Raw genomic sequence first — 19449 nt, 5'->3', positions numbered from 1 at the left:
CAATCCCTTTTTGTTTTGGGATGTCTAAATTGGATTTGGACAGAAACGTGTTTCGGAGAACCAAGTATTAGCAAATCACGAATTAGCATAAGTATGGAAAGTCACTAAGCTCACTGTCCAGTATTATTTTCACACCAATCTGACATTGATGAATGCCATGAGCTATCGATATAAACATCAATATATTGTATTATTACATCCGTATTTATACTTATTAGGATTTTCTATGTTGATTCACGAATTTTCGAATAAGGACGTTACCGCTGAGCATGTAATTTTGGCTCAAGCAATACTAGCAGGGACTGCTCAAGGTGATAAAAGTAAAGCACAGCGCTTTATGATTTTTGTAAATGAGATTCCCGATGCGCCGACTGTGCAAAACCTGATTCCACGCTTTAGTCAATTTATGAAGCGCTTTAAAGCCAGCTGATATTCAGAATACGTTACACAGGGATGTGTAATTAAGATCACCAATTCCCCCCTAGCCACTACCTACTTTTAAACTCTATCTGACCTTATGCTCGCTCTATATCTAGCCATTGTTGTCGGAGGACAATAGAGTTTGATCAATTTTAAAAACGTTTCTGGACATTTCTGTGTTAGTGGTTTTGCTAAATTAGCAATTCATGAATAACTACAAGTATGGAAAGTCACTAACTTGGTGTCATGCGTTAATAGACCAGTTCAAGGCGCAATGCCCCTCGACCCTCATCGAATAATTTACTTAATAAAGTGGCTTCAGGCTTGTTCAACACTCGGGATTTTGTGTTGGCAACGCAACACCTTAATCCTTATTTGTTATGCCTCTTGGTCACGATAGACATTCGGTTGCCAGATTTGCATTAATATCTCTGGATTTTCTACTGGTCTAAAACCGAATTGAGCATAGAGCCCGTGAGCATCCCTAGTAGCCAAAACCATCCTACGGAGTCCTTTTACATCAGCGTGTTCGACTATCGTTTGCACTAACAACTTGCTCAGACCTTTCCCTCTATGACGATCGTCAATAAACACATCCGCAAGGTAAGCGAATGTAGCTCTATCTGTTATGAGTCGAGCAAAGCCAACTTGATCGCCAGTGTCAGTAAAAACACCAAAACAAAAAGAGTTTGATATCGCCTTTTTCAAAGTTTCTCTTGGAATCTCAGAAGCCCAATAACTACGTGAAATAAATTTATAGATAAACTCAAAGTCGAGGCCTTCATTGTTTGTGCTTACTTTGTATTCTTGCATTGCTCTCCATCCTTGAGACATAACGCTAGCTTAAACCGCAGACAACGCAAGCCGCTGCACTGCGCCCTAAACACGAAACTCACCGCAAACTAAAAATGCCACGCGTTGTTTGTCGGTTTGAAGCTTTTGTTAGCTGTTTTGCCACTCGTTACTTCTAATTTTTCTACGAATTTCTCTTTCGACAGTGCCAAGAGCATATCTCTTATTTCCTTTCAACGAACACCTTGTCGTATCACAGCGTTCACACAAGAAATCTGTTTTTGGCTCTAAACCGTCATGTCTATAGTCATACCTGTTTGGTACGAATTCAGAAAATACAAGTTCATTCTTACAGGACGGACACAAACACCATAGATTTTTAATTTCACCATTTAAGTAGTACCAATCCCAATCAGCCCCGAATAGATAATCTGACTTATATAGTTCTTCCACTCCTGGTTCTTTTTTTCTTGCCATTAAGGAAGCCAACTTAATTAACGTTGGAAATGACAGCGCAATTAATAGTGCGAATATCCATCCGTAGGTTTCGTGTGTAGATGAAAACCATACCCAAATAGAAGTCAGCAGTCCCCAGCACCATAGTGCAGCCTTGACCAAGAGATCTCTAAACGGAGACCAAAAAGATAGAATGATTCCGCCAACTACTGACGTAATTACACCATTACGGATTGGATGCGATTCCTTATTATTACTCAATATTAACTCCTATTTACAGCTAACATTTTAATATCGTGCAGGCACGAATTTATACTTTCAGCGCATCCCAAACCCATGGCTTAACCAACTGAAAAATAAGAATATAATGCGGTGTAAATCCGATTTTTCAGGTGCAAACCCGTGTTATCTCATTATTAAATCCCCTCCTAGCCTCCCCTTAGTTTGCATCTTAGAACCATTGTAATTCGTGGAAAGGGGAGGAACTGAATACCGATCGTGACATGTGCAGCTGTAAATTCAGGGCCAAAGAAGGTTCTCCCCCTCGGTCGCAGATCTAAAGGGATTGATGAACTTAATTTGAGGGGGAGTTAGAGGGGGAGGATGTTCTAAATTAGACCGAACGCACGCGATATCAATGCTCTCAACTTCGACAAGTATTAGACTCCACACAAACAAAAATGGAACGCCTGAGCGTTCCATTTTCTTTAACCGATATGTCTTAAACCTGCTCGCTTGGGTCTCCCCACATGAAGTAATGAACGCGATTCTTGTTCAGTCCTCAACCAAAATTCAGAAAGATCTTCAAACAAGTCATCGTTGTCTAAGATACTTAAGTGATTTTCGTCGTACCCAAAAATTTGGTCGGCGTTTAATTGAGCTGGGCGCGAAAGCTGGCTTGATAGGTCAATTACGCCATCATTACTGTTGGTATTAAATAACTCCCCCGAATTGTATCCAAACGCTAAAAAGTGCGGGGTATGGTTTTTATTCTTACTACCAAATAACTCGGAGATAAATTTTCCGTCTGGATTTAAATCTACCCAGGCTGGCATCACGATAGGGGAGTATTCAACTCCTTGTTTGGCGGACTCAACGCCGCCGAACGGGGAAGATACGGTTGTGACACTACTGACAAAATTGCACAGCTGTCCGATTTGGCACTGACGAACACTGTTTGTCACGATCAGCCCACCCATGCTGTGTGCCACCACGTGTAATTGTTGGATCTTATATTCCGTCACTATGGTATGCAGCAGGTTATTCAAGCCTTTTGAACTTAAAACCAGAGATAAGCCAGAAGGGTAGTTGAACACCCATATTTGGTATTTAGATTGATCGACCTTTTCGATTAATGGAGCAAAATCTAAAGCGGTTGCGTTGATACCATGTACAAATAATATCGGGATTTTAGTTGGATCGTATTCCGACAAAAAGTAGAGCCCAGCATTGCCTTCAAAAAAGAATGTTACCGGCTGCCACATGCCGAGCTTAGCGTTTTTTCGCTTAAAGGGCGGATCCGTTAAACTCACAACGGTGCCTATATCGACAAGGTCCAATTCTACTTTCAGTAAAGAGGACAAGGAGCGATTAACAAAGGCTCTAGGCGCTTTATTTTCGTCAATGGCGAGTGCAACTTTTACTGTGGAATTGTCTTGATGATCATGTAGGTTAACGACACTGAATGGTTCGTCAGCTTGCAGTGTTAAATCTTGGTTTTTATCATCAAAGATAAGTAAGTAGTGTATTTTTCGAGATAGCTGCAATTGAATGCTATCGCTATCTATTATGCCGTCGTAGCCATCAACTTCACTTTTATTGATATCTTTAATCTGTTGAATAACGACGGCTGAGCCTGATGCTGGTTCGCTCAAAATGAGTTGGTACTGGTTGGTATAGGCATCAATTGCGTCTATCTCGTTAGATAGATTTCTAAAATTACCACACCCCGACAGGACTGAACTGAATAACAGTACGGAAAATAGTCGTCCAGTAATGAATTGTCTCATTCCAATTTCATCCATAAATCAAAAGCTTGTGTTAATAATAGCATATCACCGTGTTTAGCCTTACTCAGAGATGAAGCACTGCTGATTAGGGTTACAGAATCCGCCTTGAGCATCAATCGTTTCATCGGCAATCGTTGGGTCAATCTCTCCAATCTCAGTGATCAAGTTATCTTCGATGAGGATTGATACATTCTCGATAAAGTTGTTATCAACACCGTTAAATACGTTCGCATTAGTGATTATATTTTTCATAGTCTGCACTTTTTGGAAATGAGTGTGTGTCGCTGAATGAGTCCATTGGCTTATAAAATAAACTTCGAATTGACAATATCTTATAAATTGTAAACTTAGTGTCAGTATTTGGGGGCTCTGACATTGGTCTGAAATTTAAGTTCGTTCTATGAGGCAACATCCTAATACCAAGAAAAATATATGGTTAAGGATTAACTCATGAACAAACTTAATATCTCAGCGGTGGCACTTCTGGCATTGATTATCTCCGGTTGTGGAGGAGAAAGTTCATCTAGGGGAAGCACCTCTACTTCTGATAACGCTACTCCCCCAGGAACTTCAAACAACCCAAGTTCCCCAAACAATCCTAGTACTACAGGCAACACCGATTCTCCGTCGACAGTAACGTCTCAGCAGCCTGACATTAAAGCTCTTAGCAACAATATGATTTTTGCTATCGAAGGCTTTATCGAAAAAACGGATCCAATCAGAAATTATTCATCGATTACTGTTAAAAACGAACTGCCTGCATTCAAAGGTGGAGATACTCAGAAGGTTGATGTGACTATCGCTGTACCAACAATCGTTATCGATAATGGCAGCAACTTTGTTAACGATTGGCACTGTTACGAAACTGCAGGGTTAAGTGCGCAAAGGAAGAATCATCAGTTAATCGTAGACGGTACAATTTCTGAGTATCGATACGATATGCAAAGCAACTCTTGCTCAAGTGAGCTCTTGGGATCGTATGTATTTAACGATGCGGTGTTCGACAGTGCTTTGGAATTTAAAAATGTTGGCAGTGTCATTTCCAAAGATGGGAGCGGAGTGGAGTCTAATTTGCCCACTTATGATTTTATCGCTCAAGCTTATGGACAGCAGTCAAAAGAGCGTTTTGGTGATTCTTGGGAATTATTGCAGCGAGACAAAATTAATGCAGCAGCAAAGGAGGTAGGGGCCTCGATCTTTGAGTTGAACCCTTCATCTGGAAAGATCGATTTGGAGCTCGGCCAGCTCAATAGCGACACTCTTATCGATTTCTCATCATTAGATATAAATCAACTGCTGAATGGTGCGATTTGGGGGATGCCCGGTCAAGGCGTTGCCGATGAAAAATGGTGCCGAATTGTGAATATTCCAGAAGATCTAAGCCAGAACACTATTAAGTATCAATCTGTTATTTCGACAAACTGCGCGAGGTCGACACAGCGCTATTGTGATGCATTTGGCTCTTCGTTTGCGAGTGGCAATTACCCGCCAGTTGCGCCTATCGCTTGGGACAACACCACGGCTAACAATGCTCAGTTGAACTCAGATGAGCAACATCGGAGAGATGCCCAAGGTCACTTCGTTGTAAACAGTTCAGGTCAGAATGCGTTTGTGCTTTCATCGAAGTCGGTTGTGATCCCTATCTTTGGTTACACCAGTCCGAGAAGTGATGGCAAAGTGAATAATGCCGGTCTCAATAGCTGGGCTGGCCACGAAGGTCACTGCCAAAACGTAATGAACAGCCGTCACACAAAGATGGGTATTGGATATAAAGCCAGCAAGTCAGACGCATCGAAGATGTCGTATTGGACGCAAGATTTCAACTAACTCGCTCAAAGGTTACCCCCTAAGGTGTACCGAGCAATCACGACTTACATCATCTTGGTGGGTTCAAAAATCGTGATGGTATTTACGATTCTGATTGCTGAAGGGATTGTGTCGAAGATCTACTTTGCACTTGATGATAAATAAGCATCTTTTTGAAAAAAGACGGCTTAAATATACGTAAAATTGAACATAGGGGAGTTCGCAATAGACACTTCAATAAAAAGGGTTGGCATATTTGCCAACCCTTTTTTTTGCTTAAGCATCCCATTCGTTTGAGTGGGTAATTAAATCAGTTTATGTAGACCGATTAATTAGTACTTAACTTGGTAATTCAAAGTGTAAGTACGGCCGCGGCCTTTGTAGTCATACGCCGCTGAGTCGTAATGAGACGAGTAAAGGATTTGAGCACGTTGACCCCAAACTGTGGTGTAGTCTTTGTTCAGTAAGTTTTGAATGCCGAAACCTAGGCTACCGACAGGAAGCTGGTAGGTGCTTACTAGATCAAACACGGTGTAGCCATCAAGTTTGTTTTTGTCGTCTTCGTAATCAAACATAGTTTGGCTTTGTACTTTTACAGATAGGTCTGTGTCATACCAACCTGCCCAAGCACTTGCTTTAGAAGTACTTGCACTTCCTGCAGATACATCTTTCCAACCGTCATTACCCTTCACTTCAGAGGTGACGTAGTGACCAGAAGCGCCCAGTTGAATATTGTCATGTACCCAGTAAGAAGCCATCGCCTCTAGTCCGTACACTCGCTTTTTGTCATTGATGTTTTCAATCAGCAATGTCTTTTTGTTGTACTTCACTGATTTGTCAGATTGTGAGTAGTAAGCCGCGGTTTGCAGGCTTAGCTCACCAGTATCAAGGCGGTAACCTAACTCAAAACTGTTGGTTTTAATGCCAGACATTTTTGAGTCATTAACGTTGATGCTGTCGTTGAGTTTCCAGTGATCGCCAACGAGCTTGTAGCTACCTTGTCCGTAGTATTTCGCTGGGTCTGCAAGGTCGAAACCCTGCGAGAAGTTTGCCCAAACTTGAGACTCGTTATTAAGGTGGTAGATCGTACCTAGGTTAAATAAGCCAACACCGTAATCGGTTTCACCACCGGGTACTGCGTCTGCTGTTTTCCCTTTACCTGCAGCAATTTTCTTCTGTTGGCTGTAGCCGACAAAATCATCAATCTTGTTAGAGATGTATTGGTAGCGGAATCCACCTTCCACCGTCCAATCTTCGGTGATTGCATAATCAGATTGTACAAAGCCCGCGATAGAGCTGACTTTAACTCCAGCATAACGACCGACTTGTGCGTAGGTTTTGTTGATTAAATTACCTGAATTATTCGCAATGGTAGGATCGTAAAGCGCTTGATTACTTTCAAGTTGATCTTGATACGCGTCGATTCCATAAACAACATTGAACTTATTGAAGCTCTTAGCCAGTGTGGTTTTTAATGAAATAACATCGGTAATTTGTTGACCAGAAGATTGGAAATAAGGCGTGTAAGTTTGGTCTTCTTTACGGTACGAAGCTTCAGCAATTAACTGATGCCCAAGGAATTGATCATCGACGTAAGAGGCGCTAAGCATGATGCGCTCAGTTCCGTGTTCGCGATCGGAGTAAAAGCCTTTGCGTACGTCAACAAAATCGCGCCCGGTGATGTATAGGCCGTAAGGAGAGTTCTGCTGGCTATCGTAATATTGAGCAAGGAAGTTGAGCTTTTTTGTCTCAGACAGGTTCACGCCAACAGTTGTCAGGAAATCTACCGTCTTGTTGAATTGCAGTGAGCCTTGTGAAATGTCAGGAGTCACAATATCGCCATCTGCATCGAATACACCCTGTGTCTCGGTGTAAACCACAGAAGAGCGAGCTTGAACTTTGTCGTTACCGCCAGAGATAGATTGACCGACTTTGTAATCGAAATCTTCACCTGAATTAAAGCCCGACGATCCCCCGACATAAGATTCGAATTCTAACTCTTCACCTTGTACTTTTTTGGTGATGATGTTGATGACACCACCAGAAGCACCGGCACCGTAGATAGACGTTGCACCCGATAACACTTCGATGCGATCAATGTTAAATGGGTCGATTGAATCTAAGTGGCGGCTGATTTGGCGAGAGGATTGTAGTGATACGCCATCAATCATAACGAGCATCTTACGGCCACGTAGATTCTGACCATAGTTAGTACGAGCGCCGCTGCTTACATCTAAAGAGGGAATGCTCGCCGATAGAATTTCACCTAATGATTTACCACCACGGTATTCCTGTTCGATTTTATCGGTGTCGATGTACCAAACTGTTCCCGGGATATCGCTGATCGCTTTAGGCGTTCGGCTAGAGACAACCACCATGTTTTCTTCGGTTGTGTATTCTTGTGCTTGGGCTGTAAACACTGTGCTTGCTGCGACAATCGCTAGCGCAACGGTGGAAAGCTTGAAACTTCCTTTTTCGGTTTTCATTTTGTTCTCAATCTTGATCAATAAAAGGCTGCACAAAGACTCATATTTGTGCGATGACTTTGTTTTTTATAAGTAAACAAGCGTTCATCTTTACTGGTTAGTAATAAATGAAGCCTCCTAAATTAGAAAAGAGGTTAACAGTGGTCACTTACTTATGGCCCCAAACATACTCATCTCGATATCTTTCAAGCTTGTATACGTTCGCATTCGCGCCACCTAAGCGGTTACTACTTCCATAGTTAAAGTACGAAGTATTATCGTTAAGTTTATCAATTCTAAATAAGAATCATTATTATTGTGTTTTTGTTGCGAAAATACAATATGAAAATGCAATTTTCTTTTATGGATTTGGAATCACTCGTTTGGCGGGGTTGTTTGTCACCGGAGAAAACAGGGCTAGTACCTTGTTCCGCAGTGCTTAAGCGGATGTTCAGCCTATAATTCAACCGATATGAAAGTGCTGGTACGATCGTGACATGACACAGAATTAAGAATTAAGAATTAAGAATTAAGACTTAGAAACTAAGAACTAAAAAGTACGAAGAGTATTTTGGATGGTAGAGGGAAACGATAAAGGGCAGCCATGATTTGACTGCCCTGATGGTTAACTGTTTTTTGCCATGATGCTGCTGATTAAACTTTCTCGCTGCTCCATAGAGACCGTCATTACATCGTTGTAGGTGCGTTTCATGACTCGAATATCATTTTCCAGTAGCTGAGCTAATTTTGTCGAAGCTGTTTGGTTGTCACCTTCTAGCACCAATTCGATGATCTCTAGCCGACGCTGACACGATTTAGTGACTGAAGATTGAATGTGCATCGAGACGAGATCGGTCGCTTTACGTAGGCGATTATGTTGTTGCATGGTGCTCAATAAGAAGCGATTTCCTGAACATGCGGCAAGTTGCTCGTGAAACTCGGCACTGAGGCTAAAGAGTTGGCTGGCGTTGACAGATTCTGGGGTCTTAATCGCTTGAGCATGGCGATCTCGGCAGCTTTCAATCGCACTGCTATCAAGTGTCCATGTTGGTTCGAGTAGGCCAGCAGGCTCGAAAATGAGTCGACAGCGATAACTTTCGGTGTGTCTTTCTAGGGTGTTCAACACACCATCAAGCTGCCATTTGTATCCTGGACTGCGACGAAAAATACCATCGCTTTCTAACAGGCGCAGTACGCTTTGCATCTCACCACGGTTGGCATCATAACGTTGTTGCAGGTCTTTCTCGGAAAACGACTGACCTAACTCACTAAAGAATAAATCCATGAGTACGCGCAGGTATAATTGTTCTTGGCGAGGTTGTTGGTCGTTGTCTTGGCCTGAAATTTCGATATCTGCCGCATCGGTTTGTAATACAGACCCTTTATAAGGGACGACTTTAGTGATGCCTTGCGCTGACAAGTGCTTTAATACCGCTCGAATAGGGCTTCTTGATACTTCGAATTGCTGCGCCAAAGATGATTCGTTTAGGCTGCTTCCCGCTTTAGCGTTGTCGGCTTTTAGCCTCGCGATGACCTTGAATAACAAATTTTGTTGGAGCTTTGTAATTGTCGTTATGTCCATGACGCTCAGAGTATGTGTTTAATCTTGATTCCATGGTAAACACAAAAAGGCTTAAATACCATAAATTGTGTTTTTGTAACCAAAAGACAATGTTAATCGACCTGTTGCAATGGATAGGTTGGCTGGGAGTTGAACGTTTTGTCTGTAATTGAATAGTCTGTAGCTCATTGATAGCTTTGTTGGCAAGTGTGTTAATGAGTCAGTAAGAAGAGAGCCCGCTTAAAGCCTCGACTTCAAATAAAGGCTTCAAACGGGGCTTTAAACGGAGAAAGTGACTTCTCGTATGTGCTTATTTTCTCATTAGATAGAGGAAGTAGCCGCCACCAATCAGAGAGGCTAATAGACCTGCAGGGAACTGCCAAGGGAACCATAGCGTACGACCAATCCAGTCGGCAGCAACCATGATGATAGCGCCTAATAATGCTGCAGTGAGCATTTGAGGAATCGCGCGATATTGGTGAAGCGAACGCGCCATGTGCGGCGCCAATAATCCAATGAAACTTAATGGCCCAATGACGATGGTGCACAGAGTTGTTAGTGCCGCGACTAGCAAAAGCAAAGCCAATCGAACAGCGGTTGTGTTCATACCTAGGCTGCTTGTGGTGACGTCGCCTAAGTTAATCAGCTCTATCCAGCGATTCAAAGACAGCGCCACTGCACTGATGATGGTAACCCCAACGGCGAGCAAAATGACATCTTGATTCGCGACTAAATAAGTCGATCCTGAAAGCCAAGTGAGGAGCGCGGTTGCATTCTCATTGCCCGAGCTCATTGTGATGCGCAGTAGAGCGTCGAGCCCTGCACTTAGCGCGATGCCTGTTAACAAGGTTTGCGTTGGGGCGAAATTGTGTTTTCTTCCCATTAGCCAAACCACGGCAGTCACTGAAGTTGCGCCGAGTGTACCAAGCAGCATTTGCTCATTTCGGCCGACTGCTGTGCCAAATAGTGTACCGAGCACTAACGCCAGAGCGGCCCCTGAGCTGATCCCCAAGACTTCGGGGCTAGCCATTGGGTTGTTTGAGATTCGTTGAATAATCGTGCCTGCAAACGCAAGCCCGATCCCTGCCAATAGCGCGACTAATACACGCGGTAGACGTAGATCGAATAGCGATGGGTTGAGTTCAACATTCCAACCGAACTGGTTTTTACCTACTGTAAGGGCAAGAACACACATTGCCATCAATAGTACTGACATCGCGGCCAGTACTTTACGCGTACTGACGAATTTGTAGTGCTCAATGGTTTCACTGCGGTTTTTTAGGTCGGATTGTAGTTTAGTGCGTTGCAGTAACCACAATAAGAAGGGCGCACCCAGTAGCGCCGTCATTGCGCCCGTAGGAAGCAGTTCGCCACCAAAGCCAGAGAAGGGCTGAATCACTAAATCCACAATCAATAGAATGAAGCTGCCTACCAACCCACTGACCAGAATCTGTTTCGCGAGTGCTCTTACACCGAGAAGCCGAGCGATAGCAGGAGCCACAATGCCAACGAATCCGATTAAGCCTACTTCACTGATTACGGCTGCAGTAATAAAGATCGCCAACGATAAGCAAAGCAATTTGATTTGTTTGATGTTTACACCAAGTGAAGTGGCGACATTATCGCCAAATTGCAGTGCTGATAACGGGCGCTGTAAAACCAGCAATAACAAAGTCGGGATCGAGACTAAAGGTATGAGAACCTGCACGCTCGACCAATCATTCTGATTCAGTACACCGGCACCCCAAACAAAAATACTGGTAAGCCGTTGTTCATGCAGCATGAGCAACATGGTGTTGAGTGAGCCTAAAAAGAGGCTGACAACCATACCGGCTAACACCATGTGTAATGGTGAAAAGCCTCGCGCAGAACTTAAGGTAAAAACTAAGCCTGTTGCAAGGCAGCCCCCGATGAAAGCGGGAATAAACCCAGGGATAGCTAGGTTAGCAGGAATTAAAAGGATCCCTAATACCATGCCGAGTTCTGCGCCTGCAGCAACACCCAACGTGGTAGGTGAGGCTATAGGGTTACGCAGTACAAATTGCATTACACACCCAGCGACTGCCAGTGCAAAACCACAAATGAGAGCGACGGTAAGCCTAGGTAAATAGGTGAGGTGAGTAATCAGATGCTGATAATTTGAAGAATCAAAGTGAAACAGCGTATCCCAAATCAAGCCAATCCCTTGCGAGTAAGGAGCGGTAATTTGCAGTAGCGAGCTGATCAACAAAACAGCAGCGAGAGGTAGTGCCGTTGCCTTGATATTGAATCGCCCTGTGACGGTTTTTTCGATATTTACGGTAGCCATTATTTTTGGGTAAGCAATTCGGTAATGTGGTCACTAAACCTTTGAGCGGCGATTAGCCCACCGAAAGTCCAGATGGTAGGAAGTTCGTAAACGGAGTCTGTACGCGTAAAAGCCATCGCTTGCCAAAGAGGGGATTGAGTCAGTTTCTTATGCTCTTCTTCCGTTAGCGGGCCAAAGATCATCACATTCGCCTGTTGGTGTTCAGCCAATCTTTCAGTACCTGTAGTGGTAAAACCCCAGAGGTTTGTCTGCTCTTGCCAGTCGTTTTTAAGGCCCATGCTACTTATGGTGGCTTGCGCTAATGAACCTTGGCTATGAATGCGTAAGGTTTTGTCGTTGATAAAGCGTGCAAAAATCAGTGGTTTGTCTGAGTTGTCTGCGGCACGTATTTTTGCACCGTTATCGCTTAATCTCTTGTTTGTCTCATCAATCACCTGTTGGGCGCGTTGTGCTTTGTTAAATAGCTTGCCTAAAGAGAGGGTAACCGAAGTTGCGGATTCAAGTGGTTGTTTCTTTTTACTGTAGACACTGTAAACCAAGACAGGTGCGATTTCATTGAGCTGGTGGTAGGCCGCCGCCATATGCTCACTGATTAAAATGACGTCAGGTTTGAGTTCTGTTAGTAGCTCTAGGTTTGGTTCTCTTCGAGAGCCCACATCTGTCACGTCTGCATTTAACGCAGGTTTTACCACCCATTGCTGATAACCTTGTGCGTCTGCCACGCCTTGCAACTCAACGCCTAGGCTTAATACGGTTTCGGTGAGTGCCCAATCTAAAGCCACCACTTTTTTAGGTGTAGCATCGAAAGAGGCACTGCCCATTTCGTGTTTGATTTCTAGTGCGTGAGCGCTCTCTAGAGCAAGGGCATTGAAAGCTAATACGGTGAACAGCATGGTGATGAACTTTTTCACAACAGGTTCCTTTTGATTTAAGGGATGTAGCTGATAGGTTGCCCTGTCTCAGGGTGCTTAAAGAGCGCAAGCTCCATTCCGTAGATTTGCATCAGTGTTTCTGGCGTCATCAAATCTTTAGGCGCACCGGAAGCAATCACTTTTCCAGAATGAAGCGCAATCAAATGGTCACTGAATTTGGCGGCCATGTTGACATCATGAAGCACCATGATCACAGTTAAGCCGAGTGACTGATTAAGCTCTCTGATTAAAGCGAGCAATTCATGCTGGTGCGCGACATCGAGTGCTGAGGTTGGTTCATCAAGTAAAATACATTGGCTTTGCTGAGCAAGCAGCATTGCGACCCAAGCTCTTTGTCTTTCTCCGCCTGAAAGTGTTGCGACAAATCGGTCAGAAAAGGCGTTAAGGCCAACTTTCTCAATCGCTTCGTCTACGATGGCATAATCATCTTTGCTGTAACGTCCAAATGCGCCTTTCCATGGATAACGGCCAAAGCAAACCAGCTCACGAACGGTCACGCCATCAGTAATCGGTGGGTGCTGCGGCAGGTAGGCGACTTGGTGTGCAAATTCAAGGTTACTGTAGGAGGCGAGTGGTTGCTCATTGAAGAAAACGTCACCTTCTGTTGGCGTGTTTTGTCGACTTAACAGTTTAATGAGTGTCGATTTGCCACATCCATTATGACCAAGCAAGGTGGTGATCTTCTTTGGCTCAAAGGTCAAAGTCGTTGGCGAAAGGATTTTCTTACCGTCGATTTCGAACGAGGCATTGGTAAGTGTGTACATAATGCAATATGAAGTTGAGTTATGGGCTGCTAGCCGCTAATGTAACACAGTGAAATCAAAATGATAATTATTCGCTAAATCAATCTGTTTATCATTGTAATATGCTCGTGCCCACTACGAACCTACCAACCTTATCTAGCGCCTTCGATATTATGTCTGTGATACAAAATAAAAAATTTCAACTATTGGCTATTGGTCTTGTTTCGGCTCTTATGGGAATTGGGCAAAACGGCTTACTCGTTTCACTGCCTTTTCTTGTAGAGCAGTCTGCATTCAGCTTACCTACGTGGTCGATTCTTATCGCGGTAGGAAGCATATTATTTCTGCCATCTGCGCCGTTTTGGGGAAGGCAGAGCGACAAATATGGTCCTAAAAAAGTCGTCATTCAGGCACTGATAGGTATGGCTATCAGCTTTGCGTTGTTGTGTTTTTTCGCCATGTTCAGCAAACAGGGGCAGGCATTCGTGTTTTGTTTGATTGGGCTGGTGGTCGCGCGAATTATTTATGGTTGTACGGTGTCTGGAATGGTGCCTGCGAGTCAGCATTGGGCGATATTATTGTGTGGTGAAAAGAACCGTTTACAGGCCATTACATCAGTGAGTCTTGGCCTAAGTGTTGGTCGATTGATTGGGCCTTTGGTCTCCATTTTAGTGTTAAAGTTATCGCCTTTTGCCCCCCTGATCGTGATGATCTTTTTACCGTGTGTTGCTTTACTTGTCACGATGTTGTTACCAACCCCTAAAGAAGAAACTCGGAAGGCTGAAGGAATAGGGCAATCATCTTGGTTACCAAATAAAACAATACTGCCTTTTTTATCTAGCGGGTTGTTGTTGTGTGCCGCAGTCGCATTGTTGCAATACAGTTTCTCGCCACTGATCTATTCGATCACTCATTGGCCAACAGAACAATTGAGTGAGACGATCGGGATTCTTTTGACTGTCAGTGCTGCCTGTACTTTTGCTACTCAACTTTTGGTTATCAAAAAGGAAAAACTGACACCGTTTTTTATGTACCGTTGGGGCGCATTGGGTCTGCTTGTCGGTTTTGGAATGTTCTTGATCCCAAGCATGTGGGCGTTAGCTGTGGCGATGGTACTGACCGCGATTGGCGCTGCGCTAATTGTTCCTGCCTACACGTTATTCGCCACCGAAAAGCAAAGTGATGCTCCGGGCGCAGCCGCAGGGTATATCGCTATGTCTCATACTCTAGGTTATGGCGTTGCTTCATTACTTGCGTTTACTTCAATCTTGAACCCGATGTATCCCATCTACTTATGTGTACTGTGTTCAGCACTGATCTTTGTAACGAGCTACATTGTTAAAAGAGAGGGAAATATTAAAGTCGCTGAGCAAGCTTGACCTTGATATTTCCCTGATTCTTTTTAGCGAGCCAACGGATAGCATATTAACTAGTAGCAAACGGCTTTGTGTCGAACATTGGTTTGCTAATTTATGTCTTTGAAATCAGCGTCTTCGAAAACCACATCTCCTCGCAACACTGTCATCAACACCTGAGTCTTGGCTATTTGCCTTGCCGATACAGTGGTGATGTCTCGGTCGAGAATGGCGAAGTCCGCTGATTTTCCAACCTCAATAGAACCTGTTACGTCTTCGATACCAAGGCTCTTTGCTGCATTGAGCGTGTAAGCGTCGATAGCTGTGTAGATATCAGTTAGGCCTGTTTTTCCCATGATTAGGCTATTCGCGATGCCGACTAAAGGATTGATGTCGTGTACGTTCCAGTCACTGCTTAAGGTGATATTGGCATTGGTTTTGAGTATTGCGTCTAGGTTCATCATGGCTTTGGCACGGCGAGCACCAAGGAAAGCTTCGGCCCATTGGTGTTGATGTTTGGCTACGTAATCGGAACCGACTTGGAAATCCGCCGAGACATTGAGTTGTTTGAAGCGGGGAACGTCTTCATCATTGATTAACTCTATGTGAGTTAGGGTGTAAGGCTTTTGCGAACCTTGTTTACGCACGCTTTCAATCGCATCAAGCGATTCACGAACGGCACCATCACCAATCGCATGAATATGAGCGCTAAAGCCGATTTTATCGAGCGCGGTTAGCCACTCTTTCATCTGTGCTGATGGAATATAGTTTAGGCCATTGGGAGACTGTGGCAGATAGGTATCTAAATAGGGCGCGAGTGTTTTTGCTGTACCGTTAATGAAGATGCCATCGCTGTACATTTTTACCTGATCGACGAGCAACAGATGGCTTTTATCATCTGAATACATCTTCTCGAAGACTTCTAATTGCGAGGGTATCGCCATTGATGGGTAAACCCAAGGGCGTAATGACACGCGAGCCGTCAGATCTTGGTTTTGCTCCGCTTTTAGCCAAACGTCGTACCAGCCTCGTTTCCAATACATCCGGCCGTCACCAATGGTGGTAATGCCGTGCGCAGCGGCTTCTTCAAGACCGAACATTAACCCTTGGTAGCTTTGTTCAAAGAGCTCGCTTTGGCTGTTCCACGCCATCTCCATAATTTGGTCGCCAGCGTTGTCTAATAAGATGCCATTGAGCTTGCCGCTGTCTTGGTCTTTTAAATACGCGCCACCTTGTGGGTCCAGAGATTGTTGGCTAATTCGCGCTATTTTCAGTGCCTTTGAGTTAACCCACATTGAGTGTGAAGTTTGCTCCATGATCACCACGGGGCGATCAGGGAAGATGTTGTCGATAATCTCAAGTGGTGTGTATTCAGAGTCGCTGTCGAGTGTCGACTCAAGAGAAAAGCCATAACCCATCAGCCAGCCTCGACCATTGGTTTCGGCATTGATTTTACACGCTTCTAAGTAAGGGATTTGCTCTTCGCGTGTAGCTTCAGAATCCAGTTCGCAATTGCCACCCAGCTCTGAGGCGGCTTCAAACACATGGTTGTGATTATCAATGAACCCCGGTAAGACAAAAGCATTCTCCAAGTCGATGACCTCGGTACACTGCCCTTCAAAAGTTTGCGTCTGTTCGCGGTCACCGATGAAAATGATCTTGCCTTTGTGAGTAACGATCGAGTCTGACTCGCGATGCCCATATATGTCGGCATTGGTAAAGATCTGGTCTGCGGTTAGGCTTTGAGAAAAAGCCGATGGCACAGAGACTAGGCTAGCGAATAATGCAATCCATGCTGTGCGTGGCAAAGTGAGCTTGTTGTTCATTATTATATTTTCCATGTTCCACTGTTTAGTCAGTATAGAAAGCGAGTGGTAAGAATCATATCGCGAATTTTTAATAATAAAGTGTCCGTAGTTGCTCTCCTGATTAAGTTAACTTGCCGTATATTTTGTGGTGACTTCCACTCAGCACTGAACATCAATGAAACACTATTGAGTCATTCACCGACTAAACGATTCCCATAAGCTTCTGAATAATTTACTGTTATATGAACCATATAAAAGGATTTAACGTATTACCAAGGATGTAAGTTTATGTTTTCACAAGGCTTACTCGCATTACTAATAAAAACAAGCCGAGGTTAGGATGAAAAAAATATTATTGCTGCTTAGTGTGATTCTATTGGGTGGTTGCGTGGGCATGCCTGAAACAGTAAAGCCCGTTCAGCAGTTTGAATTGGATCGATACTTAGGGAAATGGTACGAAGTGGCTCGTTTAGACCACTCGTTTGAGCGTGGCTTAGATAACATCAGCGCCGAATACAGCCTGCGTGATGATGGTGGCGTTAAGGTGATTAACCGCGGCTATTCGGCGGAAGATGACGAATGGAACGAAGCGGAAGGTAAGGCGTACTTTGTCGAAGGCAGCGATCAGGGTTATCTAAAAGTGTCGTTCTTTGGCCCCTTCTACGGCGCTTATGTGGTGTTTGAGTTGGACAAAGAGAATTACCAATACGCGTTTGTTTCGGGCCCAGATACTGACTACTTGTGGTTACTTTCAAGAACACCAGAGGTTGCGCCAGAAGTGATGGAGAAGTTCAAAGCGATGTCTAAAGAGCGTGGCTTCAATACTGATGAATTGATTTACGTTGAGCACAGTAAATAAGCTGAGCGCGCTAGGTTAACGACAGTTGATTGAGAAAAAGGAACAGATGATGAGTGCATCTGTTCCTTTTTTATTGGTTTGGTTTTGTATGAACTAGCCTTGTCGACGAACCTGCAACACGCTGAGCACCGATAGTGAAAGGAAGAACGCAGGGTCACTCCAACCAAAGCCAACAAAGATACCGGTGAAAGCCGCATACAGTGTGATGACGGCGCCTAGCATGTTGGTCACCACTAAACCTTGGATGAGTTTTTTCGCGGATACGCCGGGTTCAATGTCTCTAAGCAACCAGCTTATTGCAGCGACACCACCAAGAAATATACTGGTATGTTGAGAGAGAAAGTAAGCGTACTTATCATTAATTTCCACGCCATACATTGGCCACATTACCGTTGGTAGAAAAAACAGTGCGATGGCAAACCCTGCGTAAATAATGCCGTGTAGGCTAAGAAAAGTTTTATTGTTCATTACGTATCTCTCTATTTATGACTTAGCGACTTAGCTATTCAGTATCTTTGTTGTCATTCAGCGAATGAACAAGTTTGATTAACCGTTGATTGGGCCTTTATTCATGGTAGTTAATGGCTGATTGACGTCAAAAATCACACCACGCACTTCTTCAACACCCATCTCTTTTAAGCGAGCGCTATGCATCGCTAGGTAAGTCTCTGCACTGAGCTGGTCTTCAAAAAGGTAGACACCACCGCCCAGTTTTTCAGCTTCGTTTTCTGTCCAGATTTTCCAGATCATGCCCGGTTCGTTGTTAATAGACTTTGCTAGGTCAACGAGTGCGTTCGACATCTCTTCACCAAATGGGCCGCTAAATTCAAAATCGACTTGTAATAATTTCATGGTTATTTCTCCAAACAGTTACTTGGTATTGCGCTGAGACTCATGGTCATTTCGCAAAACATAGGAGGCTTGATTGCCTGTTGAAATAGATAATACCTGTAAAAAACAGACAGAAAAGTTCATAATATGACCATTAACTGTCAGGATTTTAGACCGATGAGATTGAAAACCACCCTAGAACAATGGCAAACGCTTTACGAGATTGACCGCGCTGGCAGTATTCAAGCTGCGGCACTCCAGTTAAACAAGAGCCATACAACGCTGATTTATGCCTTGAGAAAATTGGAGGATCAATTAGGCGTGACTTTAGTGCAGGTTGAAGGTCGTAGGGCGGTGTTATCGGAGGATGGGAAATCACTGTTGCGCCGTGCAAGCAGTATGTTGGAACAAGCTCGCGAGCTAGAGTTGATCAGTGAACAGCTAGCGAAAGGTGTTGAGTCTGAAATTGTGGTTGCTGTTGATCACTTGTGCTGCCTTGAACGTCTTTATCAACCGATGGCTACATTTTTGGCGGAGAACAACACCACATCGATACAAGTGATTGAAACGTCTTTGTCTAAAACAACGGAAATGGTGACTCAAGAACTGGCTGATGTCGCTATCATCAACTTGCCTATCACTAATTACTCAGCCGAAGCCTTTGGTTTTACGATGATGGAGCCAGTAGTTGCTAGCTCACATCCGTTAGCAAGTGCCGTTTCAGTGTCGTTGAATCAACTGTCGTCTTTGCCGCAAATTGTGGTGCGAGACTTAGGTGCTCAAGCTAGTCAAGGCAGTAAAAAGCTAGCTGAGAAAAAGGATGTGGGTTGGTTGAAGTCGAGTCAGCGTATTACGGTCGATAATTTCGATCATGCGTTTGGCGCGGTAGAGCAGGGAGTTGGGTATTGTCGACTACCAAAGCACATTGTGGAAAGTCGAGGAAGTGACAAGCTAATGGTGTTGAATGTCGAAAATGGCAGTGGGTATCACGTTCCGCTGCACCTGACTTTACCAAAAGGAGCCAAGACAGGCCCTGCTGCTAAACGTTTCTATGAGTTACTTCTTGAGTCAGCTTCAAAGGCGAGTTAACGGCGACATGAACCT

Annotated in this window: 16 protein-coding genes and 1 pseudogene; 5 read left to right on the top strand and 12 right to left on the bottom strand. The window is 44.0% G+C overall.

Features of this window, described 5'->3' with window-relative positions; translation table 11 throughout:
- Window positions 1–226 precede the first annotated feature (226 nt).
- The gene (locus K08M4_RS10070; protein WP_004736343.1) at window positions 227–430 is read left to right on the top strand and encodes a hypothetical protein; all 204 of its coding nucleotides are present in this window, start codon (window positions 227–229) and stop codon (window positions 428–430) included.
- Window positions 431–798: 368 nt separating this feature from the next.
- Here K08M4_RS10070 and K08M4_RS10065 read toward each other — a convergent pair whose 3' ends face one another.
- From K08M4_RS10065 to K08M4_RS10050, 4 genes and pseudogenes are all read right to left on the bottom strand, one after another.
- Complete coding sequence (locus K08M4_RS10065) at window positions 799–1233, bottom strand: GNAT family N-acetyltransferase (protein ID WP_086049765.1); 435 nt, start codon at window positions 1231–1233, stop codon at window positions 799–801.
- Window positions 1234–1362: 129 nt separating this feature from the next.
- Complete coding sequence (locus K08M4_RS10060; protein ID WP_086049764.1) at window positions 1363–1929, bottom strand: hypothetical protein; 567 nt, start codon at window positions 1927–1929, stop codon at window positions 1363–1365.
- Window positions 1930–2375: 446 nt separating this feature from the next.
- Window positions 2376–3692 (bottom strand): esterase/lipase family protein, encoded by a 1317-nt coding sequence (locus tag K08M4_RS10055; RefSeq protein WP_232460210.1) that lies wholly within the window; start codon window positions 3690–3692, stop codon window positions 2376–2378.
- A 72-nt stretch (window positions 3693–3764) separates the two neighbouring features.
- Window positions 3765–3929: pseudogene (locus K08M4_RS10050) on the bottom strand (metal-dependent hydrolase family protein); the annotation flags it as partial.
- A gap of 198 nt (window positions 3930–4127) precedes the next feature.
- Here K08M4_RS10050 and K08M4_RS10045 point away from each other — a divergent pair.
- Window positions 4128–5504, top strand: coding sequence for a CAP domain-containing protein (locus K08M4_RS10045; protein ID WP_086049761.1), 1377 nt, complete (start codon window positions 4128–4130; stop codon window positions 5502–5504).
- A 311-nt stretch (window positions 5505–5815) separates the two neighbouring features.
- Here the strand turns inward: K08M4_RS10045 and K08M4_RS10040 are convergent, their stop codons facing one another.
- The 5 genes from K08M4_RS10040 to K08M4_RS10020 form a co-directional block, all read right to left on the bottom strand.
- Window positions 5816–7969 carry a TonB-dependent receptor gene (locus tag K08M4_RS10040; protein ID WP_086049760.1) on the bottom strand — a complete coding sequence of 718 codons (2154 nt, stop codon included), beginning with the start codon at window positions 7967–7969 and terminating at the stop codon, window positions 5816–5818.
- A 604-nt stretch (window positions 7970–8573) separates the two neighbouring features.
- Entirely contained in the window at window positions 8574–9530 is a 957-nt protein-coding gene (locus K08M4_RS10035; RefSeq protein ID WP_086049759.1) for a GntR family transcriptional regulator, read from the bottom strand.
- A 289-nt stretch (window positions 9531–9819) separates the two neighbouring features.
- Entirely contained in the window at window positions 9820–11817 is a 1998-nt protein-coding gene (gene fhuB / locus K08M4_RS10030; protein WP_157665742.1) for a Fe(3+)-hydroxamate ABC transporter permease FhuB, read from the bottom strand.
- The gene (locus K08M4_RS10025) at window positions 11817–12728 is read right to left on the bottom strand and encodes an ABC transporter substrate-binding protein (protein WP_086049758.1); all 912 of its coding nucleotides are present in this window, start codon (window positions 12726–12728) and stop codon (window positions 11817–11819) included. The genes fhuB and K08M4_RS10025 overlap by 1 nt, the downstream gene beginning before the upstream one ends.
- Before the next feature lie 17 nt (window positions 12729–12745).
- On the bottom strand, window positions 12746–13513 hold the full coding sequence (locus K08M4_RS10020; protein WP_086049757.1) for an ABC transporter ATP-binding protein: 768 nt from the start codon (window positions 13511–13513) through the stop codon (window positions 12746–12748).
- 101 nt (window positions 13514–13614) lie between these two features.
- Between K08M4_RS10020 and K08M4_RS10015 the strand changes: the two genes are divergently transcribed.
- Window positions 13615–14871 carry an MFS transporter gene (locus K08M4_RS10015; protein ID WP_198299282.1) on the top strand — a complete coding sequence of 419 codons (1257 nt, stop codon included), beginning with the start codon at window positions 13615–13617 and terminating at the stop codon, window positions 14869–14871.
- Window positions 14872–14957: 86 nt separating this feature from the next.
- Here K08M4_RS10015 and K08M4_RS10010 read toward each other — a convergent pair whose 3' ends face one another.
- Entirely contained in the window at window positions 14958–16673 is a 1716-nt protein-coding gene (locus K08M4_RS10010) for an amidohydrolase (RefSeq protein ID WP_086049755.1), read from the bottom strand.
- A gap of 322 nt (window positions 16674–16995) precedes the next feature.
- Between K08M4_RS10010 and K08M4_RS10005 the strand changes: the two genes are divergently transcribed.
- Window positions 16996–17514 (top strand): lipocalin family protein, encoded by a 519-nt coding sequence (locus tag K08M4_RS10005; RefSeq protein WP_086049754.1) that lies wholly within the window; start codon window positions 16996–16998, stop codon window positions 17512–17514.
- Between the two features lie 93 nt (window positions 17515–17607).
- Here K08M4_RS10005 and K08M4_RS10000 read toward each other — a convergent pair whose 3' ends face one another.
- Window positions 17608–17982 carry a hypothetical protein gene (locus K08M4_RS10000; RefSeq protein WP_086049753.1) on the bottom strand — a complete coding sequence of 125 codons (375 nt, stop codon included), beginning with the start codon at window positions 17980–17982 and terminating at the stop codon, window positions 17608–17610.
- A gap of 78 nt (window positions 17983–18060) precedes the next feature.
- Window positions 18061–18366 (bottom strand): monooxygenase, encoded by a 306-nt coding sequence (locus tag K08M4_RS09995; RefSeq protein WP_086049752.1) that lies wholly within the window; start codon window positions 18364–18366, stop codon window positions 18061–18063.
- A 156-nt stretch (window positions 18367–18522) separates the two neighbouring features.
- Between K08M4_RS09995 and K08M4_RS09990 the strand changes: the two genes are divergently transcribed.
- A complete protein-coding gene (locus K08M4_RS09990) occupies window positions 18523–19434 on the top strand; it encodes a LysR family transcriptional regulator (protein WP_086049751.1) in 912 nt (303 codons plus the stop codon).
- Window positions 19435–19449: the final 15 nt, after the last annotated feature.

Source organism: Vibrio syngnathi, from assembly GCF_002119525.1.
GTDB lineage: Bacteria > Pseudomonadota > Gammaproteobacteria > Enterobacterales > Vibrionaceae > Vibrio > Vibrio syngnathi.
This window is presented reverse-complemented; position numbering and strand designations above follow the sequence as displayed.

Coding starts and splice junctions, on each gene's coding strand:
- K08M4_RS10000 (WP_086049753.1), bottom strand. CDS start 17,982: ATGAACAATAAAACTTTTCTTAGCCTACACGGCATTATTTACGCAGGG.
- K08M4_RS10035 (WP_086049759.1), bottom strand. CDS start 9,530: ATGGACATAACGACAATTACAAAGCTCCAACAAAATTTGTTATTCAAG.
- K08M4_RS10015 (WP_198299282.1), top strand. CDS start 13,615: ATGCTCGTGCCCACTACGAACCTACCAACCTTATCTAGCGCCTTCGAT.
- K08M4_RS10070 (WP_004736343.1), top strand. CDS start 227: ATGTTGATTCACGAATTTTCGAATAAGGACGTTACCGCTGAGCATGTA.
- K08M4_RS10020 (WP_086049757.1), bottom strand. CDS start 13,513: ATGTACACACTTACCAATGCCTCGTTCGAAATCGACGGTAAGAAAATC.
- K08M4_RS10055 (WP_232460210.1), bottom strand. CDS start 3,692: ATGGATGAAATTGGAATGAGACAATTCATTACTGGACGACTATTTTCC.
- K08M4_RS10065 (WP_086049765.1), bottom strand. CDS start 1,233: ATGCAAGAATACAAAGTAAGCACAAACAATGAAGGCCTCGACTTTGAG.
- K08M4_RS09990 (WP_086049751.1), top strand. CDS start 18,523: ATGAGATTGAAAACCACCCTAGAACAATGGCAAACGCTTTACGAGATT.
- K08M4_RS10040 (WP_086049760.1), bottom strand. CDS start 7,969: ATGAAAACCGAAAAAGGAAGTTTCAAGCTTTCCACCGTTGCGCTAGCG.
- K08M4_RS09995 (WP_086049752.1), bottom strand. CDS start 18,366: ATGAAATTATTACAAGTCGATTTTGAATTTAGCGGCCCATTTGGTGAA.
- K08M4_RS10010 (WP_086049755.1), bottom strand. CDS start 16,673: ATGAACAACAAGCTCACTTTGCCACGCACAGCATGGATTGCATTATTC.
- K08M4_RS10005 (WP_086049754.1), top strand. CDS start 16,996: ATGAAAAAAATATTATTGCTGCTTAGTGTGATTCTATTGGGTGGTTGC.
- K08M4_RS10045 (WP_086049761.1), top strand. CDS start 4,128: ATGAACAAACTTAATATCTCAGCGGTGGCACTTCTGGCATTGATTATC.
- fhuB (WP_157665742.1), bottom strand. CDS start 11,817: ATGGCTACCGTAAATATCGAAAAAACCGTCACAGGGCGATTCAATATC.